This window comes from Micromonospora echinaurantiaca (genome assembly GCF_900090235.1).
Lineage (GTDB): Bacteria > Actinomycetota > Actinomycetes > Mycobacteriales > Micromonosporaceae > Micromonospora > Micromonospora echinaurantiaca.
Genome location: NZ_LT607750.1, coordinates 1,977,606 through 1,992,248 on the forward strand (window position 1 = coordinate 1,977,606; position 14,643 = coordinate 1,992,248).

At 75.7% G+C, this 14,643-nt stretch carries 15 protein-coding genes; 13 read left to right on the forward strand and 2 right to left on the reverse strand.

Annotated elements, in window-relative coordinates:
• Position 1: 1 nt before the first annotated feature.
• Together GA0070609_RS08975 and GA0070609_RS08980 are read right to left on the reverse strand one after the other, a co-directional pair.
• The gene (locus tag GA0070609_RS08975; RefSeq protein ID WP_197700239.1) at positions 2–937 is read right to left on the reverse strand and encodes an FAD-dependent oxidoreductase; all 936 of its coding nucleotides are present in this window, start codon (positions 935–937) and stop codon (positions 2–4) included.
• Entirely contained in the window at positions 927–2,570 is a 1,644-nt protein-coding gene (locus GA0070609_RS08980; RefSeq protein ID WP_088993386.1) for an AMP-binding protein, read from the reverse strand. The genes GA0070609_RS08975 and GA0070609_RS08980 overlap by 11 nt, the downstream gene beginning before the upstream one ends.
• 223 nt (positions 2,571–2,793) lie before the next feature.
• Between GA0070609_RS08980 and GA0070609_RS08985 the strand changes: the two genes are divergently transcribed.
• The 13 genes from GA0070609_RS08985 to GA0070609_RS09050 all read left to right on the forward strand — a co-directional run bounded on the left by GA0070609_RS08985 (position 2,794) and on the right by GA0070609_RS09050 (position 14,638).
• On the forward strand, positions 2,794–4,485 hold the full coding sequence (locus GA0070609_RS08985; protein ID WP_088993387.1) for a carbamoyltransferase C-terminal domain-containing protein: 1,692 nt from the start codon (positions 2,794–2,796) through the stop codon (positions 4,483–4,485).
• A 61-nt stretch (positions 4,486–4,546) separates the two neighbouring features.
• The gene (locus GA0070609_RS08990) at positions 4,547–4,828 is read left to right on the forward strand and encodes a phosphopantetheine-binding protein (protein WP_088993388.1); all 282 of its coding nucleotides are present in this window, start codon (positions 4,547–4,549) and stop codon (positions 4,826–4,828) included.
• A gap of 80 nt (positions 4,829–4,908) precedes the next feature.
• A complete protein-coding gene (locus GA0070609_RS08995) occupies positions 4,909–6,636 on the forward strand; it encodes a carbamoyltransferase N-terminal domain-containing protein (protein ID WP_088993389.1) in 1,728 nt (575 codons plus the stop codon).
• Positions 6,633–7,646, forward strand: a complete 1,014-nt coding sequence (locus GA0070609_RS09000) for a methyltransferase (RefSeq protein ID WP_088993390.1) — start codon at positions 6,633–6,635, stop codon at positions 7,644–7,646. Before GA0070609_RS08995 ends, GA0070609_RS09000 begins: the two co-directional genes overlap by 4 nt.
• A complete protein-coding gene (gene fabG / locus GA0070609_RS09005) occupies positions 7,643–8,422 on the forward strand; it encodes a 3-oxoacyl-[acyl-carrier-protein] reductase (protein WP_088993391.1) in 780 nt (259 codons plus the stop codon). The genes GA0070609_RS09000 and fabG overlap by 4 nt, the downstream gene beginning before the upstream one ends.
• Positions 8,419–8,829 (forward strand): FabA/FabZ family ACP-dehydratase, encoded by a 411-nt coding sequence (locus GA0070609_RS09010; protein WP_088993392.1) that lies wholly within the window; start codon positions 8,419–8,421, stop codon positions 8,827–8,829. The genes fabG and GA0070609_RS09010 overlap by 4 nt, the downstream gene beginning before the upstream one ends.
• The gene (locus tag GA0070609_RS09015; protein ID WP_231928594.1) at positions 8,817–9,308 is read left to right on the forward strand and encodes a 3-hydroxyacyl-ACP dehydratase FabZ family protein; all 492 of its coding nucleotides are present in this window, start codon (positions 8,817–8,819) and stop codon (positions 9,306–9,308) included. Before GA0070609_RS09010 ends, GA0070609_RS09015 begins: the two co-directional genes overlap by 13 nt.
• A gap of 30 nt (positions 9,309–9,338) precedes the next feature.
• Positions 9,339–9,596, forward strand: coding sequence for an acyl carrier protein (locus tag GA0070609_RS09020; RefSeq protein WP_088993393.1), 258 nt, complete (start codon positions 9,339–9,341; stop codon positions 9,594–9,596).
• A gap of 1 nt (position 9,597) precedes the next feature.
• The gene (locus tag GA0070609_RS09025; protein WP_088993394.1) at positions 9,598–10,803 is read left to right on the forward strand and encodes a beta-ketoacyl-[acyl-carrier-protein] synthase family protein; all 1,206 of its coding nucleotides are present in this window, start codon (positions 9,598–9,600) and stop codon (positions 10,801–10,803) included.
• Positions 10,800–11,897, forward strand: coding sequence for a beta-ketoacyl synthase N-terminal-like domain-containing protein (locus tag GA0070609_RS33825; RefSeq protein ID WP_197700240.1), 1,098 nt, complete (start codon positions 10,800–10,802; stop codon positions 11,895–11,897). Before GA0070609_RS09025 ends, GA0070609_RS33825 begins: the two co-directional genes overlap by 4 nt.
• The gene (locus GA0070609_RS09040; RefSeq protein ID WP_088993396.1) at positions 11,878–13,002 is read left to right on the forward strand and encodes a beta-ketoacyl synthase N-terminal-like domain-containing protein; all 1,125 of its coding nucleotides are present in this window, start codon (positions 11,878–11,880) and stop codon (positions 13,000–13,002) included. Before GA0070609_RS33825 ends, GA0070609_RS09040 begins: the two co-directional genes overlap by 20 nt.
• The gene (locus GA0070609_RS09045; RefSeq protein ID WP_231928595.1) at positions 12,999–13,868 is read left to right on the forward strand and encodes a beta-ketoacyl synthase N-terminal-like domain-containing protein; all 870 of its coding nucleotides are present in this window, start codon (positions 12,999–13,001) and stop codon (positions 13,866–13,868) included. The genes GA0070609_RS09040 and GA0070609_RS09045 overlap by 4 nt, the downstream gene beginning before the upstream one ends.
• Positions 13,865–14,638, forward strand: coding sequence for an alpha/beta fold hydrolase (locus GA0070609_RS09050; RefSeq protein ID WP_088993397.1), 774 nt, complete (start codon positions 13,865–13,867; stop codon positions 14,636–14,638). Before GA0070609_RS09045 ends, GA0070609_RS09050 begins: the two co-directional genes overlap by 4 nt.
• Positions 14,639–14,643 lie beyond the last annotated feature (5 nt).

Genomic DNA, 14,643 nt, shown 5'->3' on the forward strand with positions numbered 1-14,643 from the left:
GTCACGACACCAGCAGGTCGGCCGCCTCCCTGGCGCATCCCCACGACAGCATGACCCCTGTGCCGGCGTGGCCATAGTTGTGCACGATCCGCGCCCGGCCGAGCTTCTCCAGTTCCAGCCGGGGCGCGGGCCGGCCCGGCCGCAGCCCGACCGAGTGCTCCAGCACCGGCGCGTCGGCCAGCCGCGGCTCGACCACCGCGCACCGGCGGATGATCTCGGCCGCCTCCGCCTCGTCCGGGGTGGTGTCGGCGGAGTCGCGGTGGGTGCCGCCGAGCACCACCCGGTCGCCGTGCGGGATGAAACCGGCCCAGATCGGCCCCAGCGGCGCCTCGATGAAGAAGTGCTCGATGCCCGGGTTCGCCACCACGATCTTCGGGCCGCGGACCGGCTTGAGCTGCCGGTCGCCGGTCAGCTCCGCGGCGCCCAGGCCGGCGCAGTTGGCCACCAGCGGCGCGACCTCGGCCGCCTCGTCCAGCGAGCGCACCGGCTCCAGCACCAGCCGACCGCCGGCGGCGGTGAACCGGTCGGCGAGGTGTCGCAGGTACGGCGGCATGTCGACCACCGGCTGGCGGACCCAGAACGCGGTGCCGTAGCCCTCGGGCAGTTCCTCCGGGCGGCACGGGCGGTAGCCCTCGAACCGTTCCACCCCGGGCGGGACCATCCCCGCCGGCCGGGCCGCCATCCGCCCGTCCAGCACCCGTACGCCGGGGGTGTCCGGGGTGAGCCGGCGGACGGTCTCCCGGTGCCAGCCGAGCGCGGGGTCGCCCGGCGCGGCGAAGCTGGGCCCGATCATCGCCGAGGCCATCATCGAGGTGCTGCGTTCCGGTGGCTGGGTGGCCCGGACGAGCACCCGCAGCCCCGCCTCCTGCAGGCAGATGGCGGTGCTCAGCCCGCTCACCCCGGCGCCGATGACCAGCGCGTCGACCTCAGCGTGCACGGTGGCTCCCTCCGTTGACGTCGCGGAAGCGCTGCCACATCACGCGGCGTCTCGGCTTTCCGCTGGTGGTCCGCAGGATTGTACCGACGGGAACGCGGAGCGCGATCAACTCGGCACCCTCGGTGAGTCGACCGACGACCGCGCCGGCCCGCCGTTCCCAGTCCGGCTCGGCGTTCTCCAGCAGCACCATCGCCACCGGCCGGTCGGCGTGTCCGAGCAGGACGGTGTGCCGGTGCCGGGGCAGGCCCGCGGCCTCCAGGGCCGCCTCCACGTCCTCGGCGAACAGGGTGCGGCCGCGCAGCTTCAGGCTGTCGCCGAGCCGGCCGAGCACGTAGAGCTGCCCGTCGTGCAGGAACCCGCTGTCGCCGGTGCGCAGGGCGCCGGCGGTGAACCGGGCGGACGTCCCGGCCGGGTCGCCGAGGTAGCCGGCCGCGACGCAGCGCCCGCCCACCTCGATCTCGCCCACCCGCCCGTCCGGCAGCGGGCGGCCGGCGTCGTCGACGATCCGCACCGACACGCCGTCGAGCGGGGCGCCGCAGCCGACCAGGGGCGCGGCGGCCGGGCCACCGCCGGGCGCACCGCCGAGCGGGATCCGCGCCGGGTCCACCCGGGCCGTCCGCCACGGCTCGTCCAGCGCGCCGCCGGTCACCGCGAGGGTCGCCTCCGCCAGCCCGTACGCCGGCAGCAGCGCCCGCCGGTCCAGCCCGTGCGGGGCGAGCAGCCGCCAGAAGTCCGCCAGCGCGGCGGGGGAGACCCGCTCGGCCCCGACGATCACCGCCCGCCAGGCCGCGAAGTCCAGCCCGGCGAGCTGCTCGGGGCGTACCCGGTCGACCACGTGCCGCAGCCCGAAGGTCGGCATGGCGGTCAGCCGCGCCCCGCGCTGGCCGAAGCAGCGTAGGTAGCGCAGCGGGTCGCGGACGAACTGCTGCGGGGTGAGCAGCCACAGGTCGCCCTGGTGCGCCACCGGCGTGAGCAGGCAGCCGATCAGACCCATGTCGTGGTGCAGCGGCAGCCAGGAGGCGGTGGGATCCGCCGGCCCCTGGCGCAGCCACCGGCCGATCGCGGCGACGTTGTGCTCGAGCGCGGCGAACGGCACGCGTACCGCGCGGGGCCGGCCGGTCGAGCCGGAGGTGAACTGGAGCAGGGCCAGCCCGGCGCGCCGGCCGGCGGCCGGCTCGTCGGCGCCGTCGAGCAGGTCGGCGGTGCGGACCACGCCGGCGTCCCCGGCGACCGGGCGCAGCGGCTCGGCCAGCGTCCCGCCGGTCACCACCAGCCGGGGCGCGGCCGTGGCCACGATGTGCCGGACGTGCTCCAGGTAGCCGGCGAGGTCCTGGCCGAGCGCGGGCGGTGCGACCGGGGTCGGCACCGCGCCGGCGAGCATGGTGCCGAAGTAGCCGGCGACGAAGCCCGGGCCGGTCGGCTCGACCAGCACCACCCGGTCATCGCGCCGCACCCCGGCGGCGCGCAGCCCGCCCGCCACCCGGCGCACCGCGGCGGCCAGCCGGGGGTACGGCCACTCGTCCCAGTCGTCGCCGGCGGCGGCGAACCGGACCACCCCCGGGCCGGGGCGCTCCACCCAGGACAGCAGCCGGGACCCGGTCGCCGGTCGGTCGTCTTCAGCGGTGGTCGGCATGGCGGTATCTTGCGGCCGTTGTCGGCGGCCGGCCAGGCGGGTCAGGATGACACCGCTCCGGCTGCGTGGCACCTGGACGCGACCCGCGCCCGGTGACCAGCGCCCCGCTCGAGCGGGGCGGGGTGAGCGAGTGCGGACACTGCCCACTTGAACAACCGGCGGGCCGGGCGCCGCGGCGCCGGGGAGGAACGGCACTCCCAGCCACGCGGCGGAAGGCTTCGACATGACCGGTACGGCAGTCATCTGCGGACTCAAGCTGACCCACGACGGCGCCGTCGCGGTGATCACCGACGGGCGCCTGCTCTTCTCCACCGAGGCGGAGAAGATCGGCAACTCACCCCGCCACTGCGGGCTCACCGACGCCGGCCAGATCCTCGACGAGCTGCGGGCCAGCGGCGTCGACCCGGCCGAGGTCACGCACGTCGCGGTCGACGGGTGGACGCCCCGGGTGGACGGCTCCTCGTACGTGGAGCTGCGCGGCCGGGACGGCCGGACGCACCCGCTGGCGGTCGCCGGGTACTCCGACGAGCCGGGCGGGCCGGCGGGGCCGGTACGGCCGGTGCACGGCGACGGCCTGCCGCTGCACCCGATGCCGGGCGGCTTCGCCAGCTACACCCACTCCGCCGGCCACCTGTTCGCCAGCTACTGCACCTCGCCCTTCGCCGAGCGGGACCGGCCGGCGCTGGTGGTGGTCTGGGACGGCGGGATGCCGCCCTTCCTCTACCGGTACGACCCCCGCGGCGGCGCGCTGCGCCGGGTCGGCTGGGTCGGCCCCGCCTCGGGCGGGCTCTACCCGATCTTCGCCTCGCACTTCCCGCCGTTCCGGGTGGACCGGCGCAGCCCCGACCGGGACCGGATGTTCGGCATGGAGGCGCTCTTCCCGGTCTCCGGCAAGGCGATGGCGTACGCCGCGCTCGGCAAGCCGGACGAGGACGCCATCGCGGTGATGGAGCGGGTCACGGCCGACCTGCCGCCGGCGGACACCCACCTGCGGATGTACGGCTGGACGCGGGAGGTGCTGCGCCGGCTCGACGGCTCGGGCCTGCCCGACGCGACGGTGATCTCCTCGTTCCAGGAGTACCTGTTCCGGGTGCTGCTGGCCGGGGTGCGGGCGGCGCTGCGGGACGCCCCGGAGCTGGCCGGGCTGCCGCTCTGCCTCTCCGGTGGCTGCCACCTGAACATCACCTGGAACGCCGGGCTGCGCGCCAGCGGCCTCTTCGAGGAGGTGTGGGTGCCGCCGTTCCCCAACGACGCCGGCTCGGCGATCGGCGCCGCCTGCGCCGAGATGGTCCGGGTCACCGGCCGCTCCGCGGTGCGCTGGTCGGCCTTCGCCGGGCCGGGCATCCGCTGGGACGGGGTGGTCCCGGCCGGCTGGTCGGCGCGGCCCTGCGACGTCGCCGGCCTGGCCGAGCTGCTGCACCGGGAGAACGAGCCGGTGGTGGTGGTCAGCGGCCGGGCCGAGCTCGGGCCGCGGGCGCTGGGCCACCGCAGCATCATCGCCCCGGCGGTGAACGCCGGCATGCGGGACACCCTCAACCGGCTCAAGCACCGGGAGGGGTATCGGCCGGTGGCGCCGATCTGCCTGGCGGAGCACGCCGCCGAGGTCTTCGCGCCCGGCACCCGCGACCCGTACATGCTCTTCGCCCACGACGTCCGTCCGGAGTGGGCGGACCGGGTGCCGGCGATCGTGCACGTCGACGGCAGCGCCCGGTTGCAGACCGTGGACGCCACCAGCAGCCCGACCTACGAGCTGCTGCGCGCCTACCACCGGCTCAGCGGCGTACCGGTGCTCTGCAACACCAGCGCCAACCACCCGGGCAAGGGCTTCTTCCCCGACCCCGGCTCGGCCATGGCCTGGGGACAGACCCGCTACGTCTGGTCGGAGGGAATTCTCTACACCCGCGGTGACAACTGAGTTGTGCAACTGAATACGCGCGCACTTCCGCATCCGCGAGGGTCGAACTAACGTCCACGACGTGCCGACTCGAACGGAATCAGAAGTCAGAACGCAGCTCCGGGACATCATCCTGGACCTCGCGCCGAACCCGCAGCCTGAGGTCACCGACGAGGCTCTTCTGGTCGAGGATCTCGAGTACCACAGCCTGGCTCTCCTCGAACTCGCATTCGCGCTCGAGGACGAGTTCGACCTGCCGCCCATCGACGAGGAAAATGCGCGCAACATCCGGTCCATCAAGGACATCGAGGACTACGTGTTGCGCCAGATGGATGCCAAGAATGGCAATCCGTCAGCCGCCTGATCAATTCCACGGGTAATTGTCGTCGGGGCGTCGTACGACGCCGAGCGCCGCACCGGCGGCGGGTGGGGGTGGTGGTAGGCGTGACCGGTCGACAGGTGATCTGCGGCCTGAAGGTGACCCACGACGGCGCGGTGGCGGCGATCGACGGAGACCGGCTGCTCTTCTCCGTCGAGGCGGAGAAGATCGACAACCGGCGCCGCCACGCGCACCTGTCCGACCTCGCCGACGTCGCCCACCAGCTCGCGCTGCACGACGTCGACGTGGCCGACCTGGTGGCGGTCAGCGTGGACGGCTGGGTGCAGTCCCGCGACGGCCGGGCCGGCGCCGAGGTGGTCCGCGAGGACGGCTCGGCGGTCACCCTCGACCTCGCCGGCTACGCGGTGCTCGGTGGGCCGGGGGAGAGCCCGGAGGCGCTCACCGGGATCACCGGCGCCGGGCTCACGGTGGCCGGCCGGGAGCTGCCGCACACCAGCTACCCGCACGCCACCGACCACGCCCTGGCCAGCTACTGCACCAGCCCGTACGCCCGCACCGGCCAACCCGCGCTGATCCTGGTGTGGGACGGCGGGATGCCGGCGGTGCTCTACCGGTTCGACCCGGTGGCCCGGTCGCTGACCGCGCTCGGCCCGGTGCTCGGCACCGCCGGCGCGCTCTACCCGGTCTTCGCCTCGCACTTCGCCCCGTTCCGGGTCTCCGCCGAGCAGCGCCGCTCGCTCGGCGGGCTGGGCGACTTCGCCCAGCTGGAGGCGCTGCTGCCGATCTCCGGCAAGGCGATGGCGTACGCCGCGCTGGCCGAACCGGACGAGGCGGCGATCGCGGTGATGACCGAGCAGACCCGGCGGCTGCTGCCGATCGAGGTGACCCGCGGCTTCATCTGGAGCGCCCAGGTGCTGCGCAAGCTGGCCCCGCTGGGGCTCTCCGACGCGGCCGTGCTGGCCAGCTTCCAGGAGCACCTGCTGCGGCTGCTGCTGGCCGGCCTGCGCGCCGGTCCGGCCGCCCGGTACGCCGCGGCCGGCGAACCGCTCTGCCTCTCCGGCGGCTGCGCGCTGAACATCAAGTGGAACTCGGCGATCCGGGCCAGCGGGATGTTCTCCGACGTCTGGGTGCCGCCGTTCCCCAACGACGCCGGCTCGGCCATTGGGGCGGCCTGCGCCGAGCTGATCCGGCGTACCGGCACCTCCGCGCTGACCTGGTCGGTCTTCGCCGGGCCCGCGGTCGGCTACGGCGACGCCCCACCGGCGGGCTGGACCTGGCGGCCGTGCGAGATCGAGGAGGTCGCCGAGCTGCTGCACCGCGAGCGGGAACCGGTGGTGGTGCTGCACGGCCGCGCCGAGTTGGGGCCGCGGGCGCTGGGGCACCGCAGCATCATCGCCCCGGCCGACGACCCGGGGATGCAGGACCGGCTCAACCGGATCAAGCTGCGCGAGGCGTACCGGCCGGTGGCGCCGATCTGCCTGGTCGACCGGGCGCCCGAGGTGTTCGACCCGGGCACCCCCGACCCGTACATGCTCTTCGAGCACCAGGTGCGCGCCGGGTGGCGGGACCGGGTGCCGGCGGTCGTGCATGCCGACGGCAGTGCCCGGTTGCAGACCGTGGGGCCCGACCATCCGCTGCTGTTCCGGCTGCTCACCGCGTACCACGCCCGCAGCGGGGTGCCGGTGCTCTGCAACACCAGCGCGAACCTGCCCGGCCGGGGCTTCTTCCCGGACGCCTTCTCGGCGATCAAGTGGGGCGGGGTCCGGTACGTCTGGTGCGACGGGCGGCTCTACTCCAGCGGGGACGCCGGTGCCGGGTCGGGGCCGGCATGACGCTCCGCCGCGGCGACATCTCCTCGATGCTGGAGGTGCTTCCGCCCTTCGCCATCCGGGTGGCCGCCACCCTGCGCCTCTCCGACCACCTGGGCGACGGCCCCCGGTCGGCCGGCGAGCTGGCCCTGGCCACCGGCGCGGACGCCGACGCGCTCGGTCGGCTGCTGCGCTACCTCTGCTCCCTCGGCCTCTACCGGGAGGACGCGCCGGACCGCTTCGCGCTCACCCCGGCCGGCCGGATGCTCACCGGCCGGTCCACCGGCGACCTGCGGCAGTGGCTCGACCTGGACGGCGCCGGCGGCCGGATGGACCTGGCGTTGACCGGGCTGCTGCACGCGGTGCGCACCGGCGGGCCGGGCTACCCGGCGGTGTTCGACCGGCCGTTCTGGGACGACCTGGCCGCCGACCCGGCCCGGGCGGTCTCCTTCGACGAGCTGATGGCCGCCAAGTCCGCCCGGGTGGTGCCGGACCTCGCCGCGCTGGACTGGAGCGGGGTGCGGCACGTGGTGGACGTCGGCGGCGGGGTGGGCCGCACCCTGGGCGCCCTGCTGCGCGCCCACCCGCACCTGCGCGGCACCCTGCTGGACCGGCCGCCGGTGGCCGAGGAAGCCCGCCGGCGGCTGGCCGAGGCCGGGTTGGCCGGCCGGTGCGCGGTGGTCGGCGGGAGCTTCCTGACCGAGGTGCCCGCCGGCGGCGACGCCTACCTGCTCTTCGACATCCTGCACAACTGGGACGACGAGACCGCGCGGGAGATCCTCGGTCGGTGCGCCGCGGCGGCCGGCCCGACCGGCCGCGTGCTCGTGGTCGAGGAGGTGCCCGCCGACGACGACCGCAACGGCCGGGCGATGGACCTGAAGATGCTGGTCCTGTTCGGCGGTCGCCAGCGCACCGAGGCGGGCTTCGCGGCGCTGGCCGCCAAGGCCGGCCTGGGCGCGCCCACCGTACGCCGGCTGCCCTGCGGGTTCTCCGTGGTGGCGACGGCCGGCACGAAAAGCCGGGGGGACGGATGAGCGAGCGGATCAGGCCGGGTGCGCCGGAGCCCGACGCCGGCGGGAGCGGGCACGTGCTGGTCACCGGGGCGTCCCGGGGCATCGGCCGGGCGGTCGCGCTGCGGCTGGCCGCCGCCGGCTTCGACGTCACCGGCTGCTACGCCGGCCGGGCCGACGACGCGGCGCAGACCGAGAAGGCGGTCGCCGACCTCGGCGTCCGGACCTGTTTCGCCGCCTGCGACGTCGGCGACCTGGCCGCGGTGACCGCGCTGGTGACCGACGCCGAGGAGCGGCTCGGGCCGCTGACCGCGGTGGTCAACAACGCCGGCATCACCCGCGACGCGACCACCGTGCTGATGGCCGAGCGGGACTGGGACGCCGTGCTGCGCACCAACCTCACCGGCACCTGGAACGTCTGCCGCACGGTCGGCTACCGGTTCCTGAAGCGGCGCCGGGGCGCGATGGTGAACATCTCCTCGGTGGCCGGGGTGTACGGCCACGCCGGGCAGTCCAACTACGCCGCGGCCAAGGCCGGCATCATCGGGCTGACCCGGTCGCTGGCCAAGGAGATCGCCCCGTACGGGCTGCGGGCCAACGTGGTGGCGCCCGGCTTCATCGAGACCGAGATGACCGCGGGGCTGCCCGACCGGCTGCGCGTCAAGGCCCGCGAGTCGATCCCGCTGCGCCGCTTCGGCACCCCCGACGATGTCGCCGGGCTGGTCGCCTTCCTGCTCTCCGCCGACGCCTCCTACATCACCGGCCAGGTGTTCCAGGTGGACGGGGGGATCGTGCTGTGACCGACCTCCTCGACGCCGTCCGGCCGCTGGTCGCCTGCGACCGGGTGACCGCCATCGTGGACGGCGACGTCCGGCGGATCACCGGCGAGCTGCGGGTGCACGGCGACGGCCCGTACCTGCCGGACCACTTTCCCGGGCTGACCATCTTTCCCGGCGTGTTCGTGCTGGAGGCGGTGGTGCAGGCGGCGGCCGCGGCATTCGGCGAGCCGGACGGCCGCCGGCTGCGGCTGACCGCCGTGCGGTCGCTGCGTTTCCTGGTGCCGCTGCGCCCCGGCGACCTGCTGCGGGTGCTCGCCGAGGCGACCGCGGTGTCGCCGCCGCACCCGGTCCGGCTGCGCGCCGACTGCCGGCGCGGCGACGGGGTGCGGGTGGCCACCGCGACGGTGGAGTGCGGGTGGTCGGGGTGAGACTCGACTTCCCGCAGCTGCGCCGGACGCTGCCGCACGGGCCCGGCATGCTGCTGCTCGACCGGGTCGAGGAGCTGCGCCCCGGGGTGGGGCTGACCGCCGTGAAGACCGTCTCCGGGATCGAGCCGTGCTACGCCGGGCTCGACCCGGCCGACGGCGTCGAGGCGTACGCCTACCCGTCCTGCCTGCTGCTGGAGTCGTTCGGCCAGGCCGCGGCGGTGCTCTGGCTGCACAGCGCCGGGGCGACCCGTCCGGACGAGGTGCTCATGCTCGCCGCTGCCCGGGACTGCGAGTTCGTCGGGCGGGCCTACCCGGGCGACGTGGTGCGCCACGTCGTCGAGCTGGAGCACCGCAGCGACGGGGCCGCGTTCGTCACCGGCCGCAGCAGCGTGGGCTCGCGCCCGATCGCGACCTACGGCTCGCTCACCGCGGTCGTCCGGCCGCGCACCGCCCTACCGGCACGGCCGGACGGCACGTGACCACCAACCGATCGGAGGGAGCAGTTGACCATGGCTGACGGCGACACGCGTCTGGCGGAGCTCAGGGAACTCGTCGCGGAGGTCCTCGAGGTCGAGCCGGAGGAGCTGACCGACACCGGGGACTTCCAGGAGGAGTACGAGGCGGACTCGCTGCGGGCGATCGAGATGCTCGCCCGGATCGAGAAGAAGTACAAGATCGAGATCCCGCAGCAGGAGCTGGCGAACATGCAGAACCTCAAGGCCGTGTACGCGGTGACGGCCGGCTACGCCGGCTGGTCCGAATCGTGACATGAGGCGGGTGGTGATCACCGGCCTCGGACCGGTGTCGAACATCGGGATCGGGGCGGCGGCGTTCGAATCGGGGCTGCGCGGCGGACACAACGGCATCTCCGCCATCACCAGCTTCGACACCGCCGGCTTCCCCCGGACCATGGCCGGTGAGGTGCGGGCGTTCGAGCCGGAGCCGATCCTGCGCCGGCTCGACACCGCCGCCTGGGGCCGGTCCAGCCTCTTCGCGGCCGCCGCGGCGCGGCTCGCGGTGCGCGACGCCGGCCTGCGCGTCGACCGGGTGCCACCGCACCGGGTCGGCGTGGCGGTCGGCACCACCAGCGGCGAGTCGAAGGTGACCGAGGAGATGGGCCGCCGGATCGTCGACCACGGCTTCCCGGCGCTCCCCGGTGACCTGGCCGAGCACCTGCCCGCCGGGCGGCTCGCCGCCGCGGTGAGCGAGGAACTGGGCGTCACCGGGGAGTCGGTCACCCTCGCCACCGCCTGCTCGGCCAGCAACTACGCGTTGGGTTACGCGTACGACCTGGTGGCCAACGGTGACGCGGACGTGATGCTCACCGGCGGCGCGGACTCGGTGTGCCGCTGGGCGCACGCCGGGTTCGTCCGGCTCGGCGCGGTCGCCGACAAGGCCTGCGCGCCGTTCGACCGGGACCGCTCCGGCATGATCACCGCGGAGGGCGGCGCCATGCTGCTGCTGGAGTCCGCCGACCACGCCCGCGCCCGGGGCGCCACGCCCTACGCGGAGGTGCTGGGCTATGGCCTGAACTGCGACGCCCGGCACATGGTCGCCCCGGACGCCGCCTCGATCGCCGAGTGCATGCGGCTGGCGCACCGCAACGCGGGCGTCCGTCCGGACGACATCGACTATGTCTGCGCGCACGGCACCGGCACCGCGGCCAACGACGCCACCGAGGCGGCCGCACTGGAGGACGCCTTCGACGGGCGGGTGCCGCCGGTCAGCTCGATCAAGTCGATGCTCGGCCACACCATGGGCGCGGCCAGCGCGTTCGGGGTGATGGCCGCGGCCCTGGCGATCGCCCGCGGGTTCCTGCCACCCACCATCAACTGGAGCAACCCGGACCCGGCGATGGCCCGGCTGGACCCGATTCCCAACCACGCCCGGCCGGCCCGGGTGCGGGTGGCCCAGAACAACGGCTTCGCCTTCGGCGGCAACAACGCCATCGTGCTGCTGGGAGCTGTCTCGTGAGCGCGCTGCAGATCATCGGCTGGGGTGTCACCAGCCCGGCCGGCACCGACCACCCGGCACTGGTCGGGGCGCTCGACCGGCCGCCGGCGCCGGTCGAGGTCGCCGGCCGGTACGACGCCCCGCTGCCCACGCCGCGCGCGCACGCCCTGCTCGACTTCGACGTCCGGGCCGAGCTGGGCCGCAAGGGCACCAGCTTCTTCGACCGGCGGACCGCGCTCACCGTGGTCACCTGCCGCCGGGCGCTGGCCGACGCCGGGCTCCAGGTCACCGACGCCAACCGGCACCGGATCGGGGTGGTGCTCGGCACCACCGCCGGCAGCGTCCGGTCCTCGGTGGACTACGCGGTGGACACCTTCACCCAGGACCCGCCCTACATGGTGAACCCGGCGCTGTTCCCGAACACGGTGATGAACTGCGCCGCCGGGCAGTCGGCCATCTGGTTCAACCTGACCGGCGTCAACGCCACGCTGGCCGGCGGCCGGGTGGCGTTCCTGTCGGTGCTGCGCTGGTGCGCCAACAGCTTCCGCTCCCGGCAGGCCGACTACCTGCTCGCCGGCGCGGTCGAGGAGTTCACCCCGCACACCGCCTGGCTGTCCCGGCACGGCCGCGACGACGACCTGCCGGCCGGCGAGGGCGGCGCGGTGTTCGTGCTGCGCCCGCCCGGCGGCACCCACCTGCGCGGCCCGGACGCCGAGGTGCTCGCCGTGACGCTGGGCTTCTGCCCCCGGGGTCGGGAGCGCGCCGAGGCGCTCGCCGGCTGCCTGCGCGGCGCGCTGGACCGCTGCGGGGTAGACGGCGGCGAGGTGCGGATGGCGGCGATCGGCGGGGCCGACGACGGCGCGGCCCGGGTCGCCGCGTGGCGGGCGGTCGAGTCGGCGCTCGGCCACTCCCGGGCCCGGCGGATCGCCGTCGACGAGGCGATGGGCGACAACCCCACCGCCGGGGGCGCGCTGGAACTGGCCACCGTGCTGGCCGCGCACCGGCAGGATCCGCGGCTGGACGGGCAGCTGTCGGTGCTGGTGGCGCAGAACCGCGAGGGGGCGGTGGGCGCCGCCGTCGTCCGGGGGTGGGGCCGTGGCACTGATCGCGGCTAGCGCGGTACGCAGCTGCTTCGGCGACGGCGCCGCCACCTTCGACCGGCTGCTGGCCGGCGAGTGCGGCGTCGGCCCGTTGCGCCACGTCGACCCGGCCGCGGTCAACGTCACCCACGCCCACCACCTGCCCGCCCCGCGCGGCGCGGACGAGCCGGACCTGCCCGCCAGCGACTGGCTCGCCGGGTGCGTCACCGCCGCGCTCGCCGCGGCCGGGCTCGACCCGGCGACCGCCCGGGTGCCGGTGCTGGTCGGCACCGGCCTGCGCGAACTGCGGGCGGTGGAGCGGCAGGCGGTGTCCGGCCGGCCGGTCCGGGCGGCCCGGCTGCACTTCACCGGCGCGCTGCGGGCCGCCGCCCCGCGGCTCGGCCCGGTGCTCACCGTCGCCAACGCGTGCAGCGCCTCCGGGCACACCCTCGCCCTCGCCGCCGACCTGGTCGACAGCGGGGCGGCCGACGTGGCGGTGGCCGCCGGCACCGACGCGATGACCGCGTCCATGCTCGCCATGATCGGACGGGTCACCGAGGAGCCGACCGAACAGGTGCGGCCCTTCGACGCCGACCGCACCGGGGTGCTGCTCGGCGAGGGCGCCGCCGCGGTGGTGGTGGTCTCCGGGGCGTGGCGCGGGCCGGTGGCGGCCCGGCTGCTCGGCGTCGGGCTCTCCTGCGACGCCCACCACGAGACCGCCCCGTCGCTGGCCGGCATCAGCCGGGCGATGACCGACGCGCTGGCCCGCGCCGGCCGGTCCCCGTCCGAGGTGGACGTGGTGGTCAGCCACGGCACCGGCACGCTGCTCAACGACGTCACCGAGGCGGAGGCGATCCACCGGGTGCTGGTCGAGGCCGGCGGCGACCCGTACGTGACCGGCATCAAGGGGGCGCTCGGCCACACCTCCGGCGCCTCGGCGCTGATGAGCCTGGACGTGGCGATCCGGTGCCTGCGCGCCGGGCGGGTGCCGCCGGTGGTGGGGCTGCGCCGGCCGTTGCCGGAGGCGAAGGCGCTGCGCCTGGTCACCGGCGCGCCGGTGCGCTGCGCCGCGCGGGTGGCCCAGGTCAACTCGTTCGGCTTCGGCGGGGTCAACGCGGTCACCCTGGTGGCGGCGGCGTGACCGGGTACGGCGTCGCGGTCACCGGGTGGAGCGCGCACCTGCCGGCCCTGCCGCCCGGTGCCCGGCTCGCCGGCTGGGAGCCGGGTCCGGCGTGCCCGCCCGAGGACGCCGCGACGCTGCTCGGCCGCAAGGGGCTGCTGGCCAAGGAACCGGCGACCCGGCTGGCGCTCTGCGCCGTGCACCGGGCGCTGGGCCGGCCGGCGCGGGCCGGCCGCCGCGTCCCGGACACGCCACCGGATCCGGACACCGCCGTGGTGGTCGCCACCAACCTCGGCAACTGCGCCACCGTCGCGGCGGTGGCCACCGCGGTCGCCACCGACGGGGTACGGGCGGTGAGCCCGCTGGACGCGCCGAACGCGTCGAGCAACGTGGTCAGCAGCACCGTGGCGATCTGGTTCGGCTGGGGCGGCCCCAACCTGACGGTCTGCTCGGGCCACCCGGCCGGCCTGGACGCGGTCGCGCTCGGCGTGCTGCTGCTGTCCGCCGGCCGGGCCCGGCGGGTGGTGGTGGTCGGCGCGGAACCGGCCGACCCGGTCGCCGCCGGGCTGCTCGACGCCGCCGCGCCGCTGCGCCCGCTGGCCGCCTGCGTGCTGCTGGAACGCGACGGTGACCTGCGGCTCGGCCCGGTCGAGGAACTGACCGGGCCGCCGCCCGGGGGAGCGGACCTGCTGCTCGCCCCGGCCGGCCTGGCCGCCGACGCGGTCGACCTGACCGGCGCGGTCGGCGCCGGCTACGGCGCGCTCGGCGTCCTCCAGTTGGCGGTGGCCGCCGCCGTGCTCGCCGAGCGGGGCGGCAGCGCCCGGATCGTCTGCGGCGACCCGGACGACGGGTACCGCACCACCCGGCTGTCGAGGGGGACCGGATGACGTCGCCGCAGGCCCACCTGCTCTCGCCGGGCACCGACACCGGCCCGTGCGCGGTGTTCGTGCACGGCATCGAGGACACCTGGCGTACCTGGACCCGGCTGTCGCGCTGTCTCGGGCCGCAGTGGCGCACGGTCGCCCTGGACCTGCCCTGGCGGGCCGGCAACGACTACCGCTGGCGCTGGTCCGGCGGCCCGGGGGACTGGGTCGGCGCCGGGCTGGAAGCGCTCGGCGGCCGGCCGTTCCTGCTGGTCGGCCACTCCTTCGGCGCGAACGCGGTGCTCGCCCGGCTGGCGGCCGGAGAGCCGCGGGCCACCGCCGCGGTGCTCGCCGCGCCGTTCTTCCGCCCGGCCGAGCACCGGGTCACCTGGGAGACCTTCGACCTGTCCCGGGAGACCTTCCAGCGGCAGATCAGCGACGGGATGCGGCTGCGGCTGCGGCGTACCGCCCCGCCGGACGTCTTCGAGGTGATGATCGCCCGCACCTGCGAGCGGATCGGCCCGGTCGGCTTCCTCGCCGTCTTCGAGCAGTACGTCGCCAGCGGCCACCTGCCGCTGTCGCACGTGGACATCCCGGCGGCCATCCTCATCGGCGAGGCGGACCCGGGGATGTTCCGCCCGCACATGGAGGCGCTGGCCCGCCGCCTGCCCCGGGCCACGGTGGCCGCCGGCGACGACTTCGACCACTTCTGCCACGTGAACCACGCACCCGAGGTGGCCCGGCTGATCGAGGAGTTGGCGGCCGCCGGCGCCGGCCTCCGACCGACCGATTGAGGAGG